This is a genomic window from Kitasatospora sp. NPDC057904 (assembly GCF_042887925.1).
Lineage (GTDB): Bacteria > Actinomycetota > Actinomycetes > Streptomycetales > Streptomycetaceae > Kitasatospora.
Window position 1 is genome coordinate 54,095 of sequence record NZ_JBHVOL010000032.1, and the last position, 13,539, is coordinate 67,633.

At 73.8% G+C, this 13,539-nt stretch carries 13 protein-coding genes; 9 read left to right on the forward strand and 4 right to left on the reverse strand.

Going from position 1 to position 13,539, the window contains the following annotated elements:
- Positions 1-164 precede the first annotated feature (164 nt).
- The gene (locus tag ACFVSN_RS40975) at positions 165-2,414 is read left to right on the forward strand and encodes an MMPL family transporter (protein WP_387958548.1); all 2,250 of its coding nucleotides are present in this window, start codon (positions 165-167) and stop codon (positions 2,412-2,414) included.
- Between the two features lie 13 nt (positions 2,415-2,427).
- Here ACFVSN_RS40975 and ACFVSN_RS40980 read toward each other — a convergent pair whose 3' ends face one another.
- Positions 2,428-2,910, reverse strand: coding sequence for a hypothetical protein (locus ACFVSN_RS40980; RefSeq protein ID WP_387958549.1), 483 nt, complete (start codon positions 2,908-2,910; stop codon positions 2,428-2,430).
- 258 nt (positions 2,911-3,168) lie between these two features.
- On the opposite strand from ACFVSN_RS40980, the gene ACFVSN_RS40985 reads away from it, so the two are divergent.
- Positions 3,169-3,483 (forward strand): WhiB family transcriptional regulator, encoded by a 315-nt coding sequence (locus ACFVSN_RS40985; protein WP_380447346.1) that lies wholly within the window; start codon positions 3,169-3,171, stop codon positions 3,481-3,483.
- A 104-nt stretch (positions 3,484-3,587) separates the two neighbouring features.
- Here the strand turns inward: ACFVSN_RS40985 and ACFVSN_RS40990 are convergent, their stop codons facing one another.
- Both ACFVSN_RS40990 and ACFVSN_RS40995 read right to left on the reverse strand, forming a co-directional pair.
- Positions 3,588-5,159 carry an alpha/beta fold hydrolase gene (locus ACFVSN_RS40990; protein WP_387958551.1) on the reverse strand — a complete coding sequence of 524 codons (1,572 nt, stop codon included), beginning with the start codon at positions 5,157-5,159 and terminating at the stop codon, positions 3,588-3,590.
- Positions 5,160-5,287: 128 nt separating this feature from the next.
- Positions 5,288-6,319 (reverse strand): medium chain dehydrogenase/reductase family protein, encoded by a 1,032-nt coding sequence (locus tag ACFVSN_RS40995; protein WP_387958553.1) that lies wholly within the window; start codon positions 6,317-6,319, stop codon positions 5,288-5,290.
- Between the two features lie 178 nt (positions 6,320-6,497).
- On the opposite strand from ACFVSN_RS40995, the gene ACFVSN_RS41000 reads away from it, so the two are divergent.
- From ACFVSN_RS41000 to ACFVSN_RS41025, 6 genes are all read left to right on the forward strand, one after another.
- On the forward strand, positions 6,498-7,076 hold the full coding sequence (locus ACFVSN_RS41000; protein ID WP_387958555.1) for a helix-turn-helix domain-containing protein: 579 nt from the start codon (positions 6,498-6,500) through the stop codon (positions 7,074-7,076).
- Positions 7,073-8,380, forward strand: coding sequence for an MFS transporter (locus ACFVSN_RS41005; protein ID WP_387958557.1), 1,308 nt, complete (start codon positions 7,073-7,075; stop codon positions 8,378-8,380). The genes ACFVSN_RS41000 and ACFVSN_RS41005 overlap by 4 nt, the downstream gene beginning before the upstream one ends.
- A gap of 13 nt (positions 8,381-8,393) precedes the next feature.
- Positions 8,394-9,119, forward strand: coding sequence for a class I SAM-dependent methyltransferase (locus ACFVSN_RS41010; RefSeq protein ID WP_387958559.1), 726 nt, complete (start codon positions 8,394-8,396; stop codon positions 9,117-9,119).
- A 131-nt stretch (positions 9,120-9,250) separates the two neighbouring features.
- Entirely contained in the window at positions 9,251-9,724 is a 474-nt protein-coding gene (locus ACFVSN_RS41015; protein ID WP_387958561.1) for a carboxymuconolactone decarboxylase family protein, read from the forward strand.
- 48 nt (positions 9,725-9,772) lie between these two features.
- Positions 9,773-10,696, forward strand: coding sequence for an RNA polymerase sigma-70 factor (locus tag ACFVSN_RS41020; protein WP_387958563.1), 924 nt, complete (start codon positions 9,773-9,775; stop codon positions 10,694-10,696).
- Positions 10,697-10,836: 140 nt separating this feature from the next.
- Positions 10,837-11,307 (forward strand): nuclear transport factor 2 family protein, encoded by a 471-nt coding sequence (locus tag ACFVSN_RS41025; protein WP_387958565.1) that lies wholly within the window; start codon positions 10,837-10,839, stop codon positions 11,305-11,307.
- Here ACFVSN_RS41025 and ACFVSN_RS41030 read toward each other — a convergent pair.
- Positions 11,288-11,599 (reverse strand): DUF6928 family protein, encoded by a 312-nt coding sequence (locus ACFVSN_RS41030; protein ID WP_387958589.1) that lies wholly within the window; start codon positions 11,597-11,599, stop codon positions 11,288-11,290. The two genes, ACFVSN_RS41025 and ACFVSN_RS41030, sit on opposite strands and share 20 nt — an antisense overlap.
- A gap of 442 nt (positions 11,600-12,041) precedes the next feature.
- Between ACFVSN_RS41030 and ACFVSN_RS41035 the strand changes: the two genes are divergently transcribed.
- Positions 12,042-13,514: a helix-turn-helix domain-containing protein gene (locus ACFVSN_RS41035; protein ID WP_387958567.1), complete on the forward strand. Its 1,473-nt coding sequence runs from the start codon at positions 12,042-12,044 to the stop codon at positions 13,512-13,514.
- The last annotated feature ends 25 nt before the right edge of the window (positions 13,515-13,539 follow it).

Below are 13,539 nucleotides of genomic sequence, written 5' to 3' on the forward strand. Positions count from 1 at the left end.
GGCGAATGGAAGGGACCGCGAGCGCGCCACCCGGGTGGGCCGGGTGCCGGAGCAGCCGAATCCGTCGGGGCGACTACCCGCCGGTACCGGTGCCCGGCCCGGCCCTCCCGGGAACACTGCGCCGGTTCGGCCGCACCACCGCGCAGAAGACCCGGGAGACGCCCATGCCGCCGTCCGCACGCCGCGCCCCCTCGGCCGCCGCAACACCGGCCAGGCGCGCGGGCCTGCGCCGCCTCGGTGAGTGGTGCGCGCGCCACTCGGTGCTCGTCATCGTGCTGTGGATCGTCGCCCTGGCCGGCGTCCAGGCCGCCAACAAGACGGTCGGCGGGACCTACTCGGACGACTTCTCGCTCCCCGGCACGCAGGCGCAGCAGGGCCGGGACCTCCTCACGGCCCACGTGCCGGCCGCCGCGGGCACGAGTTCCCAGGTGGTGCTGCACGACCCCGCCCAGCTGGCCGGGTTCCAGCCGCAGATCTCCCAGACCGTCGCCTCGCTCCAGCAGCTGCCGCACGTGCTCTCGGTGCAGAGCCCGCTGCCGCCGCCCGGGCAGCCCGCCCCGCCCGGCGGGCCGCTGGCCGCCGACGGGCTGACGGGGTACATCACCGTCCGCTTCGACACCGCGCCGGCCCTGCTCGGCACCGAGTACCTGACCGGCGTGGACGCGGCCGTCCAGCCGCTGCGGCAGGCCGGGGTCCAGGTGGAGTACGGCGGGCCGCTGGGCGAGCTGGCCCGGCCGGCGCCGGACGACCGGGCGAGCGAGGTGATCGGCTTCGCGGTCGCGATCGTCGTGCTGCTGGTCGGGTTCGGCAGCGCCATCGCGGCCGGGCTGCCGCTGCTCACGGCCCTGTTCGCGGCGGTGGTCGGCCTCGGGGTGCTGGGGCTGGTCGCGGCGCTGTCCACCTTCGCGACCGTCGCTCCGACGCTGGCCACGATGATCGGGATCGGCGTCGGCATCGACTACGCGCTGTTCCTGCTCACCCGTCACCGGCAGAACCTGATGGACGGGGTGGACCCGGTCGCCTCCGCCGGGCAGGCGGTGGCGACCAGCGGCCGGGCGGTGCTGGTCTCCGGCTGCACCGTGATCATCGCGCTGTCCGGGCTCTCGGTGTCGGGCATCTCGTTCATCGCCAAACTCGGGGCCGCCGCAGCCGTCACCGTCGTGTCGGCGGTGCTCGGCGCGCTCACCCTGCTGCCCGCCCTGATGGGGGTGATCGGCCGCCGGATGGACCGCTTCACCGTCCGCCGCCCGATCGCCGAGGCCGGCGGCGACGGGGGCGGCGACGGGGGCGGCGATGACGAGGGCGGGGCCTGGCACCGCTACGCCCGGCGGGTCGAGGCGCGCCCGTGGCAGTACCTGATCGCCGGGGTGGTGGCGCTGGCGGTGCTGTCGATCCCGTTGCTCTCCATCCAGCTCGGACACATCGGCGACGGCGCCGACTCCCCCGACTTCACCGACCGGCGCGCCTACGACCTCATGTCCCAGGCCTTCGGCCCGGGCTCGAACGGTCCGCTCACCGCCGTCGTCGACCAGAGCGCCGTACCCGCCGAGACCCGGCCGACCGTCCAGAGCGCCGTGCAGCAGGCCCTCACCGGCCTGCCCGGCGCCGCCAGCACCACACCGCTGCAGACCAGCCCGGACGGCGCCGTGCTGTTCGCCACCGTCATCCCAGCCACCGCTCCCCAGGACCGCGCCACCACCGACCTCGTCAACCACCTCTCCGACACCGCCCTGCCGGACGCGGTGGCCGGCACCGGCGCGAAGACCTACGTCACCGGCAACACCGCGGCCCAGGTCGACTTCCTGGACATCGTGTCGAGCCGGCTGATCCTGATCATCGCCGTGGTCGTCGGCCTCGCCTTCCTGATCATCCTCGCCGTCTTCCGCGGCCTGCTCGTCGCCGTCAAGGCCGCCGTGCTCAACCTGCTCTCGATCGCGGCCTCCTACGGGGTGGTGGTCGCGGTCTTCCAGTGGGGCTGGGGCGGGCCCGCGCTCGGCGTCTCGGGCAAGGTCCCGATCGAGAGCTACGTGCCGATGATGATGTTCGCGATCGTCTTCGGCCTGAGCATGGACTACGAGATCTTCCTGCTCTCGCGCGTCCACGAGGCCTGGCTGCGCACGGGCCGCAGCCAGGACGCCGTCGCCCACGCGCTGGAGATCACCGCCCGGGTGATCACCTGCGCGGCGCTGATCATGGTGAGCGTCTTCGCGGCGTTCATCGTCAGCGACAACATCGTGATCAAGATGATGGGCCTCGGACTGGCCGTCAGCGTCCTCGTGGACGCCACGATCGTCCGGCTGCTGCTCGTCCCCGCCGTCATGACGCTGCTCGGTCCGGCGGCCTGGTGGACCCCGCGCTTCCTGGACCGGATCCTGCCGCACATCGACGCCGAGGGCGAGGGCGAAAGGCCCTAAGCCGTACTGGAGTTCACCCCGGAGGCAGCCGCTTCAGCGACGCCATCCCGTGCAGGACCCGGCCCTCGGTGCGCGCCTGTTCCAGGCGCCGGGTGAACACCTCCAGCCGGACCTCGGGATCCAGTTCCATCAGCCCCGGCGGCCACGTGCCGGGCGGCACCAGGACCACGACGGCCCCACCCCGGCCCACGGCCGCCGCCAGCCAGGTGGGCGAGGCCGCGACCACCTCGTCCGGCTGCCACACCTCGCGCCCGCCCACCAGCGCCAGCCGCTCCAGCCGCCCGCCGCCGACCTCGACGGCCCCGCTCGTGGCCGGCGGCTCACCGGCGGCCAGCACGAACCCGCTCTCGACGGCGTTGGCCAGCAGATCCGCGTGCAGCCCGGGCCCGACCTCCACCACGACCTCCGCGAGCGGCGGCCCGTCCTCCACCTCCCGCACCGCCAGCGCCCACACCACCGGCGTCCGCCCCCGCCCGTACCGCGTCTCGTCAGCCACACCCCACCAACGAGCCACCGCCCCGGGCGGCACCCGCCTCACACGATCGGGCGCGGGCGGCCGGGCGCGGTGGACCGTCCGGACGGGCTGCGCGGCGTGAGGGGCGCCCGGTCCGGAAATCCACTAGTCCGGTAGATTCACCCGATCGGGTGAGGTGCCGCTTCCGTGGGGGCTGGGGCGGTGCGTAGTGTCGACGACCCGGTCCGTGATCAACTGTCAGGGCCGGGTGGTATTACGAGCCCTGGGGAGGGGATCGACGTGGAGGACACGGACTGGGCCAAGCGCGGGATCTGCCGTACGGCGGATCCGGACGAGCTTTTCGTCGACGGCGCGGCGCAGAACCGGGCGAAGGCGGTGTGCTCCGGGTGCCCGGTGCGCACCGAGTGCCTGGCGTACGCACTGGACGAGCGGATCGAGCACGGCGTCTGGGGCGGCATGACGGACCGCGAGCGGCGGGCCCTGCTGCGGCGGCGCCCGACGGTGGACTCGTGGGCCCGGCTGCTGGAGCAGGCGCGGACCGCGTACGAGCAGCAGACCGGGCGTCTGCGGGCCGAGCTGGTCCGCGCGAGCTGACCGGGCCGCGCACGTGGCGCGGCCCGGCCGGTCATGCGGTCGTACGGCCATGGCGGTCGTACGGCTATGCGGTCGTGCCGTCCTGCGGTGGTGCGGTGCTGCCCTCAGCGGGTGACCGGTGCGACGGCGATCGGCGGGATCGCGGCGAGGCAGGACGTGTCGCCGGGCTCGCCGGTGCGGATGAAGTGGGTGGAGATCGCCAGCGTGCAGCCCGTCGACTCCAGCTCCGGGACGTGGCCGGCGTTCGGCACCGAGACGAACGTGCTGTGGCGGAACTGGGCCGCCGAGCGGCGGGAGTTGGCCTCCGGGGTGTTGGTGTCGAGGTCGCCGGAGAGCACGAGGACGGGGACGTCGGGCAGGTCGAGGTCGACGTCCTGCGGCTGGGCGGTGTTCTTGCGCGGCCAGGTCAGGCAGTTGTCGCCGCCGTCGCTCTGGCCCTCGGTCCAGCCCTTGGGGCTGAAGGCGCCGAAGTCGGCCGGGTTCGCGGCGGAGAGGGCGCGCTGGTACTGCCGGCGGCGCTGCGCGAGCGGGGCGTCGTGGTCCCACGCGCGGACGTAGTCGTTGCACGTGACGGCGAGGAACGAGGCCTGGTCCTCGGTGCCCGTGTGCTCCATCTCGGCGCGGACCAGCGCGGCCAGCGGGCCGTCGTCGCCATTGGCCGAAGCGTGCAGGGCGGCGGGCAGGTCGCCGAGCAGGGAGCGCTCGGCGGGGTGGGAGCCGATGCCGCGGCTGGCGGGCTCGTAGAGGAGATTGGCGAGCTTGTCCTCGGTGAAGGCGATGGTGCGCGGGGTGCCGCCGAGCGTCGCGGTCACGTCGAGCGGCCGGGTGCGCAGCTTGGCGGCGACGGCGGCGAGGTCGCGGACGGCGGTGTCGGGGTCGCAGGCGCCGCTGCGCTCGCAGATCCGGCGCAGGGTCTCGGAGACGTGCTGGGCGGTCGCGCGGACCAGCGGGTCGAAGTCGACGGGGTAGGCGCCGGACAGGACCATGGACTCGACGCGGTCGGGGTGGCGGTCGGCGAGGACGGGCATCAGGTAGGTGCCGTACGACAGGCCGTACAGGACGAGCTTGGGGGCGCCGAGGCGGGCGCGGGCGGCGTCGATGTCGTCGGCGGTGGCGGCGCTGGTGTAGCCGCGGGCGCGGGGGCCGAGTGCCTCGGCGCAGCGGGCGACGGCGTCCTGCTGCTCGGCGCGCGGGGCGAAGCGGTAGTCCGCCTCGGTGACCTTGCAGGGCAGGCGGCCGGACTTGCCGGTGCCGCGCGGGTCGAGGAGGAGCAGGTCGTAGTCGTCGAGGGCGCCTTCGAGGGCGGCGGCGACGAGACCGGCCCGGTCGATCAGCGTCTCGCCGGGGCCGCCGGGGTTGACGGCGATGGTGCCCTTGGCCGGGCCGGGGCGGGTGTGGCGGACGACGGCGTAGCCGACGTCGATGGTGCCGAGGCGGGGCGTGCCGTCGACGAGGGGGCGGCGCATGGTGTCGCAGTCGACGCGGTGGTCGGGGACGGTGGGGCACCAGGTGGGCTTGCCCGGGGCGTTGGTCGTCGCGCTGGTGGTCGCGGCGTTGGCGGTCGTGCCGAGCGGGACCGCCGTGGCCACGACGGCCAGCGCGGCGGCGGCCAGGGCCAGGCGGCGGCCCCGGGCCGCGGGGGTGTTCGTCGTGCTGGTGCTGGTGCTGGTCGTCATGGCTCTCCGGCCTTCCGTACGTCCTGCGGTCGTTGTGGGGACGACAGTGCACGGCGCCGGTCAGCCGCTCGGCAGAGCGGCGGCAAAGGCGGGTAAGAACTCGCCGCCCGGCCGGATCCCGCGGGCGGTCAGGGCGTCAGCACGATCTTGCCTGTGACGGTGCCGGACTCCGCGAGGCGCAGCGCCTCCGCGGCCCGGGTGAGCGGGAGGCGGGCGGCGATCGGGGCGGAGACCTCGCCGTTGTGGAGGGCGGTGAGCACCTGGGTGAGATCGGTGCGCAGGCGGTCCCGGAAGCGGTCCTTGGCGAGGGCGCGGCCGGCCCAGATGTTGTAGAAGTGGGCCCGGCGTCCGTTGGGCAGGGTGTTCCAGAGCCAGGTGCGGGCGAGGATCTTCAGGACGGGCCACTGCTTGGAGCCGGTGTCGTCGCGGGTGGAGGCGCTGCCGTAGGCGACGAGGGTGCCGTCGGCCGCCAGGAGGTGCCAGGAGTCGATCACGCTGCGGCCGCCGACGTGGTCGAAGACGGCGTCGACGCCGCCCGGCGCGAGTTCCCGGACGCGCGCCGGGACGTCGTCGGAGCGGTAGTCGACGGGGATGACGCCGCGTTCCCGCAGGGCGTCGTGGTGCCGGGCGGAGGCCGTGCCGATCACCGTCACGCCCGCCGCCAGGGCGAGCTGGACGAGGACGGAGCCGACCCCGCCGCTCGCGCCGTGCACGAGGACCGTCTGACCGGCCCGCACCCGCGCCTGCCGGTGCAGCATCTGCCAGGCGGTGATGCCGTTGACGACGACGGTCTCCGCCTCGTCGGCGGCGAGCCCCTCGGGGACCTCGACGGCGTCGGCCGCGTCGAGCACGACGTGGCTGGACCAGCCGCCGGTCTTCACCAGGGCGGCCACCCGCCGGCCGGTGAGGCGCGGGTCGACGTCCTCTCCGGTGGCCAGGACGCGGCCCACGAGGTCGTATCCGGGGACGAACGGGAAGGGCGGCTGGTCGTAGTACCGCCCCCGCCGCATCTGCTGCTCGGCGAACGAGACGCCGCTCGCCTCCACCGCCACCACAACCTGTCCGCGGCCGGCCTCGGGCACCCGGCCTTCCCGGATCTCCAGTCCCTCCGGCGCCACGATGCCCGGCAGAACGACCTGGACCATGCGGTCGGTCTCCATGCTGACCGCCCCCTTTCGTAGAGCTTGTTGCCTTCGTTAGAAGTTATAACCCCCGACGGAAGTGAGAGTCAAGAATAAGAGTGAGAGGTTCTAACTCTCCGATCGGACGGGAATGTTGCAGAGAATTCTCTGCAGATGGACCTATGCAGAGAGTTCTCTGCACCCTAGAGTGATCACCATGACCGACCAGCCCCGCCGCCGGATCGACGCCACGAGCCTGCGCGGCCTCGCCCACCCCCTGCGGATGCGCCTCCTCGACGAGCTGCGCGCCAACGGGCCCGCCACCTCCGCCCGCCTCGCCGAGCGGCTCGGCGAGAACACCGGCACCGTCAGCTGGCACCTGCGCCACCTCGCCGAACACGGCTTCATCGAGGAGGAGACGGACCGCGGCACCCGGCGCGAGCGCTGGTGGCGGGCCGTGCGCAGCCGCAACGTCCTCAACACCACCGACTTCGACCGCGACCCCGCCACCAAGGGCGCCCTCGACGTCTACCTCGGCGAGATGCTCCGCGAGCAGTTCCGGCGCGTCGCGGACGCCATGGCCGCCGAGCTGCCGGAGGAGTGGCGCGGCGTCGGCACCGTCTCCGGCTGGTCGAACCTGCGCCTCACGCCCGCCCAGCTGCGCGCCCTCAACGCCGACCTGATGGCCGTGATCGACCGTCACACCCCCGACCCGGACGCCGAGCCCGACCCCGCGGCCCGTCCGGTGATCCTCCAGATCCAGTCCCTGCCCCGCAAGGAGTCCGACCCGTCATGAGCGACGCCGCCGTCCCGACCGAGCGCCCCACCACCGGGCTGCTGCGCCGCCACCAGGACTTCCGGCTGTTATGGACAGGCGAGACCGCCAACAAGTTCGGCTCCGCCGTCACCGGCCTGGCGATGCCGCTCATCGCGGTCACCACCCTGCACGCCTCCACCCTGGAGGTCGGCGTCCTGAGCGCGGCCGGCTGGCTGCCCTGGCTGCTGATCGGCCTGCCCGTCGGGGCGTGGGTCGACCGGATGCGCAGCCGCCCGATCATGCTGGCCGCCTCCGCCGTCTCGCTGGTCCTCTTCGCGACCGTCCCGCTGGCCGCCCGCGCCGGGGACCTGACGATGGCCCAGCTCATCGCCGTGGCGCTCGCCACCGGCGTGGCCACGGTGTTCTTCCAGACCGCGTACACCGCCTACCTGCCCAAGCTCCTCTCCCCCGCCGACCAGGCCGAGGGCAACGCCAAGCTCCACGGCAGCGCCTCCGCCGCGAGCATCACGGGCCTCGGCGCGGGCGGGCTGATCGCCCAGCTCACCGGGCCCGTCAACGGCGTGCTCGCCAACAGCGTCACCTTCGTGCTCTCGCTGGTGTGCACCGGCCGGATCCGGCACCGGGAACCCGTCAAGGCGGCACGGGAGAGGCGCCCGCTGCGCCAGGAGATCGGCGAGGGGCTGCGCCTGGTGTCCGGGGACGTCTGGTTCCGCACGTTCACGCTGTTCGGAGCCGCCGCGAACCTGACGCTGACGGGCTACCAGTCGATCCAGGTGGTTTTCCTGGTCCGGGACGTGGGACTGCCGGAGGGCGCGGTCGGCGCGCTGGTCGCGGCCGCGTCGACCGGAGGCATCGTGGGCGCCGCGGTGGCCCGCCGGGTCGCCGCCCGGATGGGCACGGCGCGGGCGATGCTCTTCTTCGAGCTGGTGCTGCCGGCCCTCACCCTCCTCGTCCCGCTCACCACGCCCGGCGCCGGCCTGGCGCTGTTCGTCCTCGGCGGGTTCGGAGCCTCGGCCGGTGTCGTCGCCGGAAACATCATCAAGTCGACCTTCCAGCAGCAGTACTGCCCCCCGGAGCTCCTCGGACGGCTCTCCGCGAGCGCCGCGATGCTCAACTACGGCACGATCCCGGTGGGCGCGCTGCTCGGCGGCCTGCTCGGCACCTGGCTCGGCGTGCGGCCCACCATGTGGCTGCTGACCGCCGGCGTGCCGCTGTCGGCGCTGATCCTCTGGTTCTCGCCGGTGCGCAAGCACCGTGACCTGCCGACCGAACGGCCGGTGCAGCCGGCCGGGGCCGGTGCCACGGCCGCCATCCCGGCCTGAAAGGACGTGCAGCATGACGGATGCATCCTTCGCCCATCCCCGGCTGGCCGCGATCTACGACCCGCTCGACCCCGACCGCACCGATCTCGACGCGTACGTCCGGATCGCGGAGGAGTTCGGGGCCCGCCGGGTCCTCGACATCGGCTGCGGGACGGGGGTGTTCCCCCTCCTGCTCGCCGACCGGGGGATCGAGGTCGTCGGTGTCGAGCCCGCCGGGGCGTCCCTCGACGTGGCGCGGGCGAAGCCGGGCGCCGAGCGGGTGCGCTGGATCCACGGCGACGCGACGGCATTGCCGCCCCTGCGGGTCGACCTCGTGACGATGACGGCGAACGTCGCCCAGGCCATCGCCGACCCGGAGGCCTGGCGGCGGACCCTGCGGGGCGCGTTCGAGGCGCTGCGGCCCGGCGGGCACCTGGTCTTCGAGACCCGCGACCCGGCCCGCCGCGCCTGGGAGGAGTGGAACCGCGCGTCCTCGTTCGGGACGACCGAGGTCCCGGGCGTCGGCGCCGTCGAGACGTGGGTGGAACTCCTGGGCGTGGACGGGCCGTTGGTGACGTTCCGGTGGACGTACGCGTTCGCCTCGGACGGACTGGTGCTGACCTCGGACTCCACGCTGCGCTTCCACGAGCGGCACGAGGTCGAACGGGACCTGGCCGAGCTCGGCTACGAGCTGCGGGAGGTCCGTGACGCGCCCGACCGGCCGGGCAGGGAGCTCGTCTTCGTCGCGCGGCGCCCGTGATCCCGGGCCGGGGCCGAGTCTGAGACGCGGGTCACAGTCCGCCTCGCAGTCCGCCGTGTCACAACACGGCGGGCTGTCCCGTCTCAGGGTGTAGCCACGCACGATCACCCACGATCACGGAGGAACACCCCATGGACGCCCGACTCGACTACTTCGCCAACGCGACCGTCGGCAAGAGCTTCAAGCACATCATGGCGGCGGGCAGGAGCATCAAGGAGTCGCCGCTGCCGCCCGCCACCCAGGAGCTCGTCGCCCTGCGGATCAGCCAGATCAACGGCTGCGCGGTCTGCGTCGACATGCACACCAAGGACGCCGCGGCGGCCGGCGAGAGCGCGGTACGGCTCAACCTGGTGGCGGTGTGGCGCGAGGCCACCGTCTACACCGAGGCCGAGCGCGCCGCCCTGGCCCTCGCCGAGGCGGGCACCCGGGTCGCGGACGCGGCCGGCGGAGTGGCCGACGACGTGTGGGCCCGCGCCGCCGAGCACTTCGACGGGGACCAGATCGCCGCGCTGGTGCTCCTCGTCTCGTTCATGAACATGGTCAACCGGCTCAACGTCATCACGCAGCAGCCGGCCGGGAGCTACGAGGCCGGACAGTTCCACTGACGGGACGGACGAGGCGACGAACGAGGCAACGGACGAGGGGAGACCGACATGAGCAGGGTCGACGACTTCGAGGAGCTGCGGCCGCTGCTGTTCTCGATCGCCTACCGGATCCTCGGCAGCGTGAGCGAGGCCGAGGACGCCGTCCAGGAGACGTGGCTGCGCTTCGACGCCGCCGCGGCGCAGCCCGTCTCCGCCAAGGCCTACCTGTCGGCCGCCGTCACCCGGATCTCCATCGACGTCCTGCGGTCCGCGCGGGTGCGGCGCGAGGCGTACGTCGGGCCGTGGTTCCCCGAACCGCTGCTCAGCGATCCGTACCAGGACCCGGCGCGGGCGGCCGAGTTGGCGGACTCCGTGTCGATGGCGGCGCTGCTGCTCCTGGAGCGCCTCAGCCCGCTGGAGCGGGCGGTGTTCGTGCTCCGGGAGGTGTTCGCCTTCGGGTTCGACGACATCGCGGCGGCGGTGGGGCGCTCGGAGGCGGCCTGCCGGCAGCTGGTGGTGCGGGCACGGCGGCACATGGCGGAGGGGCGTCCCCGGTTCGCGGCGGACCGCCAGGAGCGGCAGGAGCTCGCGACACGGTTCTTCGACGCGCTGACGGACGGCGACGTGGACGCGCTGAGCGCCCTGCTCGCCGCCGACGTCCAACTGGTCGGGGACGGCGGCGGCAAGGCGCCGCAGCTGGCCAACGCCGTCGTCGGGGCAGACAACGTGGCCCGGGTGCTGGCCGCGTTCTTCCCGCTGCTGCGGCGGATCGACGCGACGTGCGCGCCGCAGGAGGTCAACGGGCAGCCCGGCGCGGTCGTCCGCGACCGGGACGGCCGGGTGCTCCACGCCATGACCCTCGACGTGCTCGACGGGCAGGTCCAGGCCGTCCGGGTGGTCATCAACCCCGACAAGCTCGGCCACCTCGGGCCGGTGGCCGACGCCTGGGCCGTCACCCGGGAGCTGCAGGCCGTCCGTCGGCAGCGGGACTGACCGGGGCGGTGGGTGGCCGGCCGCGGCGCTGCGGCCGGCTACCACCGCGGTGGGGCCGTCCGATCCGGCCGACCGGAAACCCGCGCGGACGCCCGACTAGCCTGTGTAGCGAAGATCATCCGCCGCACGAGGGGGAGCCCATGACCGCACTCACCGACCCGGCCCTCGCCCACCGGGCCATCGAGAACCTGATCGCCCGCTACGCCGAGCTCGTCGACGACGGCGACTTCACCGGACTCGGCGACCTCCTCGCCCACGCCACCTTCACCGGCAGCGGCGAACCGGTGAGCGGGCGCGAGGCGATCGAGCGGCGGTTCCGTGACACGGTGATCCTCTACCCCGACGGCACACCGCGCACCCAGCACGTCACCACGAACACCGCCATCGACCTCGACGGCCGGACCGCCACGGCCCGCTCCTACGTCACCGTCCTCCAAGCCGCCCCGGGCCTCCCCCTCCAGACCATCGCCGCCGGCCGCTACCACGACCGCTTCGAACACACCGAAGGCCAGTGGCACTTCACCGAACGACGCGTCCGCATCACCCTCCTCGGCGACCTGACCCACCACCTCCACCAGGCGAAACGGGGAACTACGAAGCCCCCTGCCTGACCCAGCTCCCGTCCGCCCCCACCACGTACGTACGCCGCGGCCCCATGGCCGCCACCCTGGCCCGGAGCTCGGCCTCCACCACCGCGGGATCCGGAGCACCCGGATCCCGCACGAGGAAACCGTGCAGCCCGACGGCGTCGGCATCCACGTCGTCGGGCGCCGGCAACCCCTCCAGGACGAACCCGCAGAGCGCCCGCAACGCGTCCTCGCCCATCTCCAGCGGGTGGAACGGCAGCGGGTACGGTCTGTCGTCCCTGTCCGGCCACGGAATGACGTCGACCGCTAGTTCCAGCCGGTGTCGGAGCCGGAGGTGTCGTGCTCGTCGGGCGGTGTGGTGGTGGTGGCGGTGTGCGGCGTGTACGTCGTTGTGATCATCTCTCGTCCTTTCTCGAATGAAGGCGCGGTCGGCCCACGCAGGCACCCTTTGGGCGGAAACGGGAAAACCAATCGGGCGTCATTGTCCGCCCGCCGCTCCCGCCGTGACATTCCGGCCAAAGGGAATCGAGCCTCCCCGTGCGGCCGGTCTTCGGCTCCTCGCCTCGCCCGGCCTCGGCAAGGAATCTACGGCCGCGGGCAAGGGGGCAACAGTGCCTTTCTGCACAGTTGAAGGCTTCGTACGGTGCCGAAGTGCACAGTGTTCCCGCCGTCCTCCGAATTACCACCGCGTGTATTCTGCGGAGTGACGTACCGAACGTTCCGGGGGGAATGGCATGAAGGTCGACAACACTCGGGTTTTGACCGGGGCTCGACAGGCCGAACGGGCGGACGACATCCTCGCGCTGTACCGCGCCGCCCGCAAGGGCGGGACGGCGCAGGTGCTCCGCCGGCTGGCCCACCGCACCGGGACGGTCGCCTTCCTGCTGAACCGGTCGGGCACCCCGGCCAGTCCGGCCGCGCCGCCGCCGGGGAGCGCCGCGCACGGGCTCTGCCTGCGCGGGGCGCGCGAGATCGCCGGCCGGAGGCTGCGGTCCGTCGCCGTCGACGAGGGCGGCCTCACCGGCCTCGTGCTGACCCTCGACGACACCGGGGAGACGCCCCTCCTCGCCGTCGTGGCGCCGCGCCCGGCCCCGCCCGGGCTGCCGGCCCTCGTCGCGGACGCCGCGTCCGTACTCGGCCTCGCGTGGCAGGCGGAGGACGTCCGCCGCCGTCAGCGCCGGCTGCGCGCGGCCGACGACCGGGTCCGGGAGGCGGTCCTCCAGCTGCTGATGAACGGTCAGACCGCCACAGCGCGCCAGATCTCCGGCGCTCTGCAACCCGCGCTGCCCGAAGTGGTGCAGGTGTACGTCGTCGAGGGTCGGCGCGGTGCGCGAGACGAGGTGGCGCACCGGCTCGCCGCGTCGGGCGGCGGCGCGTGGGCCGTGCCGTGCCCCGTCTACAGCGACCACATGATCGTCCTCGCACCCGCGGCGCCCTCCCTCCCGGCCTGGGCCACCGCCCGGCCCACGGCGGCGCACGCCTGCCGGATCGGAGTCAGCAACGCCGTGCCCCTGCGGGAGACCGTCACGGGCTACGCGCAGGCGTTCCACGCGCTGGCCGCCGCGCGCCACCGCCCCGACCGGCTCGCGACCTTCGCCTCCGACCAGGACCTCCCGCTCACCATCGGGACGGCCGCAGCGGTGTGGGCGGATACCTTCCTGTCGCCCCTCAGGCTCCACCGCCCCAGGCGCCTCCAGGACCCGGACGGCGCCGAGCTGTTGGCCACCGCCTCCTCCTGGCTGCGGTTCTCCTCCGGCGCGGCGGCCCACCTGAGGATCCACCGCAACACCCTGGCCGCCCGCCTGGCGTCCGTCCAGGAGCTGCTCCAGCTGGACCTGGCCCGGCTCGCCAACCGGTCCGCCCTGGCGCTCGCCCTGCACGCGGCCCCGGCCGCTCCCCACTGCACCGACGACGCCCCGGGCGACGACCGACCGGCACCCGCCCTCGACGACCTCCTCGCCCTGCCCCGCGTCGAGGCCTGGGCCGAGCGGCAGCTCCGGCCGCTCCACGGACCCGACGCCCCGACGGCCGTGGCGCAGACGCTCGCCACCTGGCTGCACCTGGACGCCCGCCTCGTGCCGACGGCCGAGGCGCTGTCCGTCTCGCCCTCGGCCGTCCGCAAACGCCTGGCCAGGGCCGAGGAGTTGCTGCAGCGCTCGCTGGTCCGCTCCCCCACGTCCGTCCACGACTTGTGGCTCGCCGAGCGGGCCCTCGAATTGGCCGAGCACTGACCCTGGTGCCGTGGCACCGGCGGGC

Coding starts and splice junctions, on each gene's coding strand:
- ACFVSN_RS41020 (WP_387958563.1), top strand. CDS start 9,773: ATGAGCAGGGTCGACGACTTCGAGGAGCTGCGGCCGCTGCTGTTCTCG.
- ACFVSN_RS41005 (WP_387958557.1), top strand. CDS start 7,073: ATGAGCGACGCCGCCGTCCCGACCGAGCGCCCCACCACCGGGCTGCTG.
- ACFVSN_RS40990 (WP_387958551.1), bottom strand. CDS start 5,159: ATGACGACCAGCACCAGCACCAGCACGACGAACACCCCCGCGGCCCGG.
- ACFVSN_RS41010 (WP_387958559.1), top strand. CDS start 8,394: ATGACGGATGCATCCTTCGCCCATCCCCGGCTGGCCGCGATCTACGAC.
- ACFVSN_RS40995 (WP_387958553.1), bottom strand. CDS start 6,319: ATGGAGACCGACCGCATGGTCCAGGTCGTTCTGCCGGGCATCGTGGCG.
- ACFVSN_RS41015 (WP_387958561.1), top strand. CDS start 9,251: ATGGACGCCCGACTCGACTACTTCGCCAACGCGACCGTCGGCAAGAGC.
- ACFVSN_RS40975 (WP_387958548.1), top strand. CDS start 165: ATGCCGCCGTCCGCACGCCGCGCCCCCTCGGCCGCCGCAACACCGGCC.
- ACFVSN_RS41025 (WP_387958565.1), top strand. CDS start 10,837: ATGACCGCACTCACCGACCCGGCCCTCGCCCACCGGGCCATCGAGAAC.
- ACFVSN_RS41000 (WP_387958555.1), top strand. CDS start 6,498: ATGACCGACCAGCCCCGCCGCCGGATCGACGCCACGAGCCTGCGCGGC.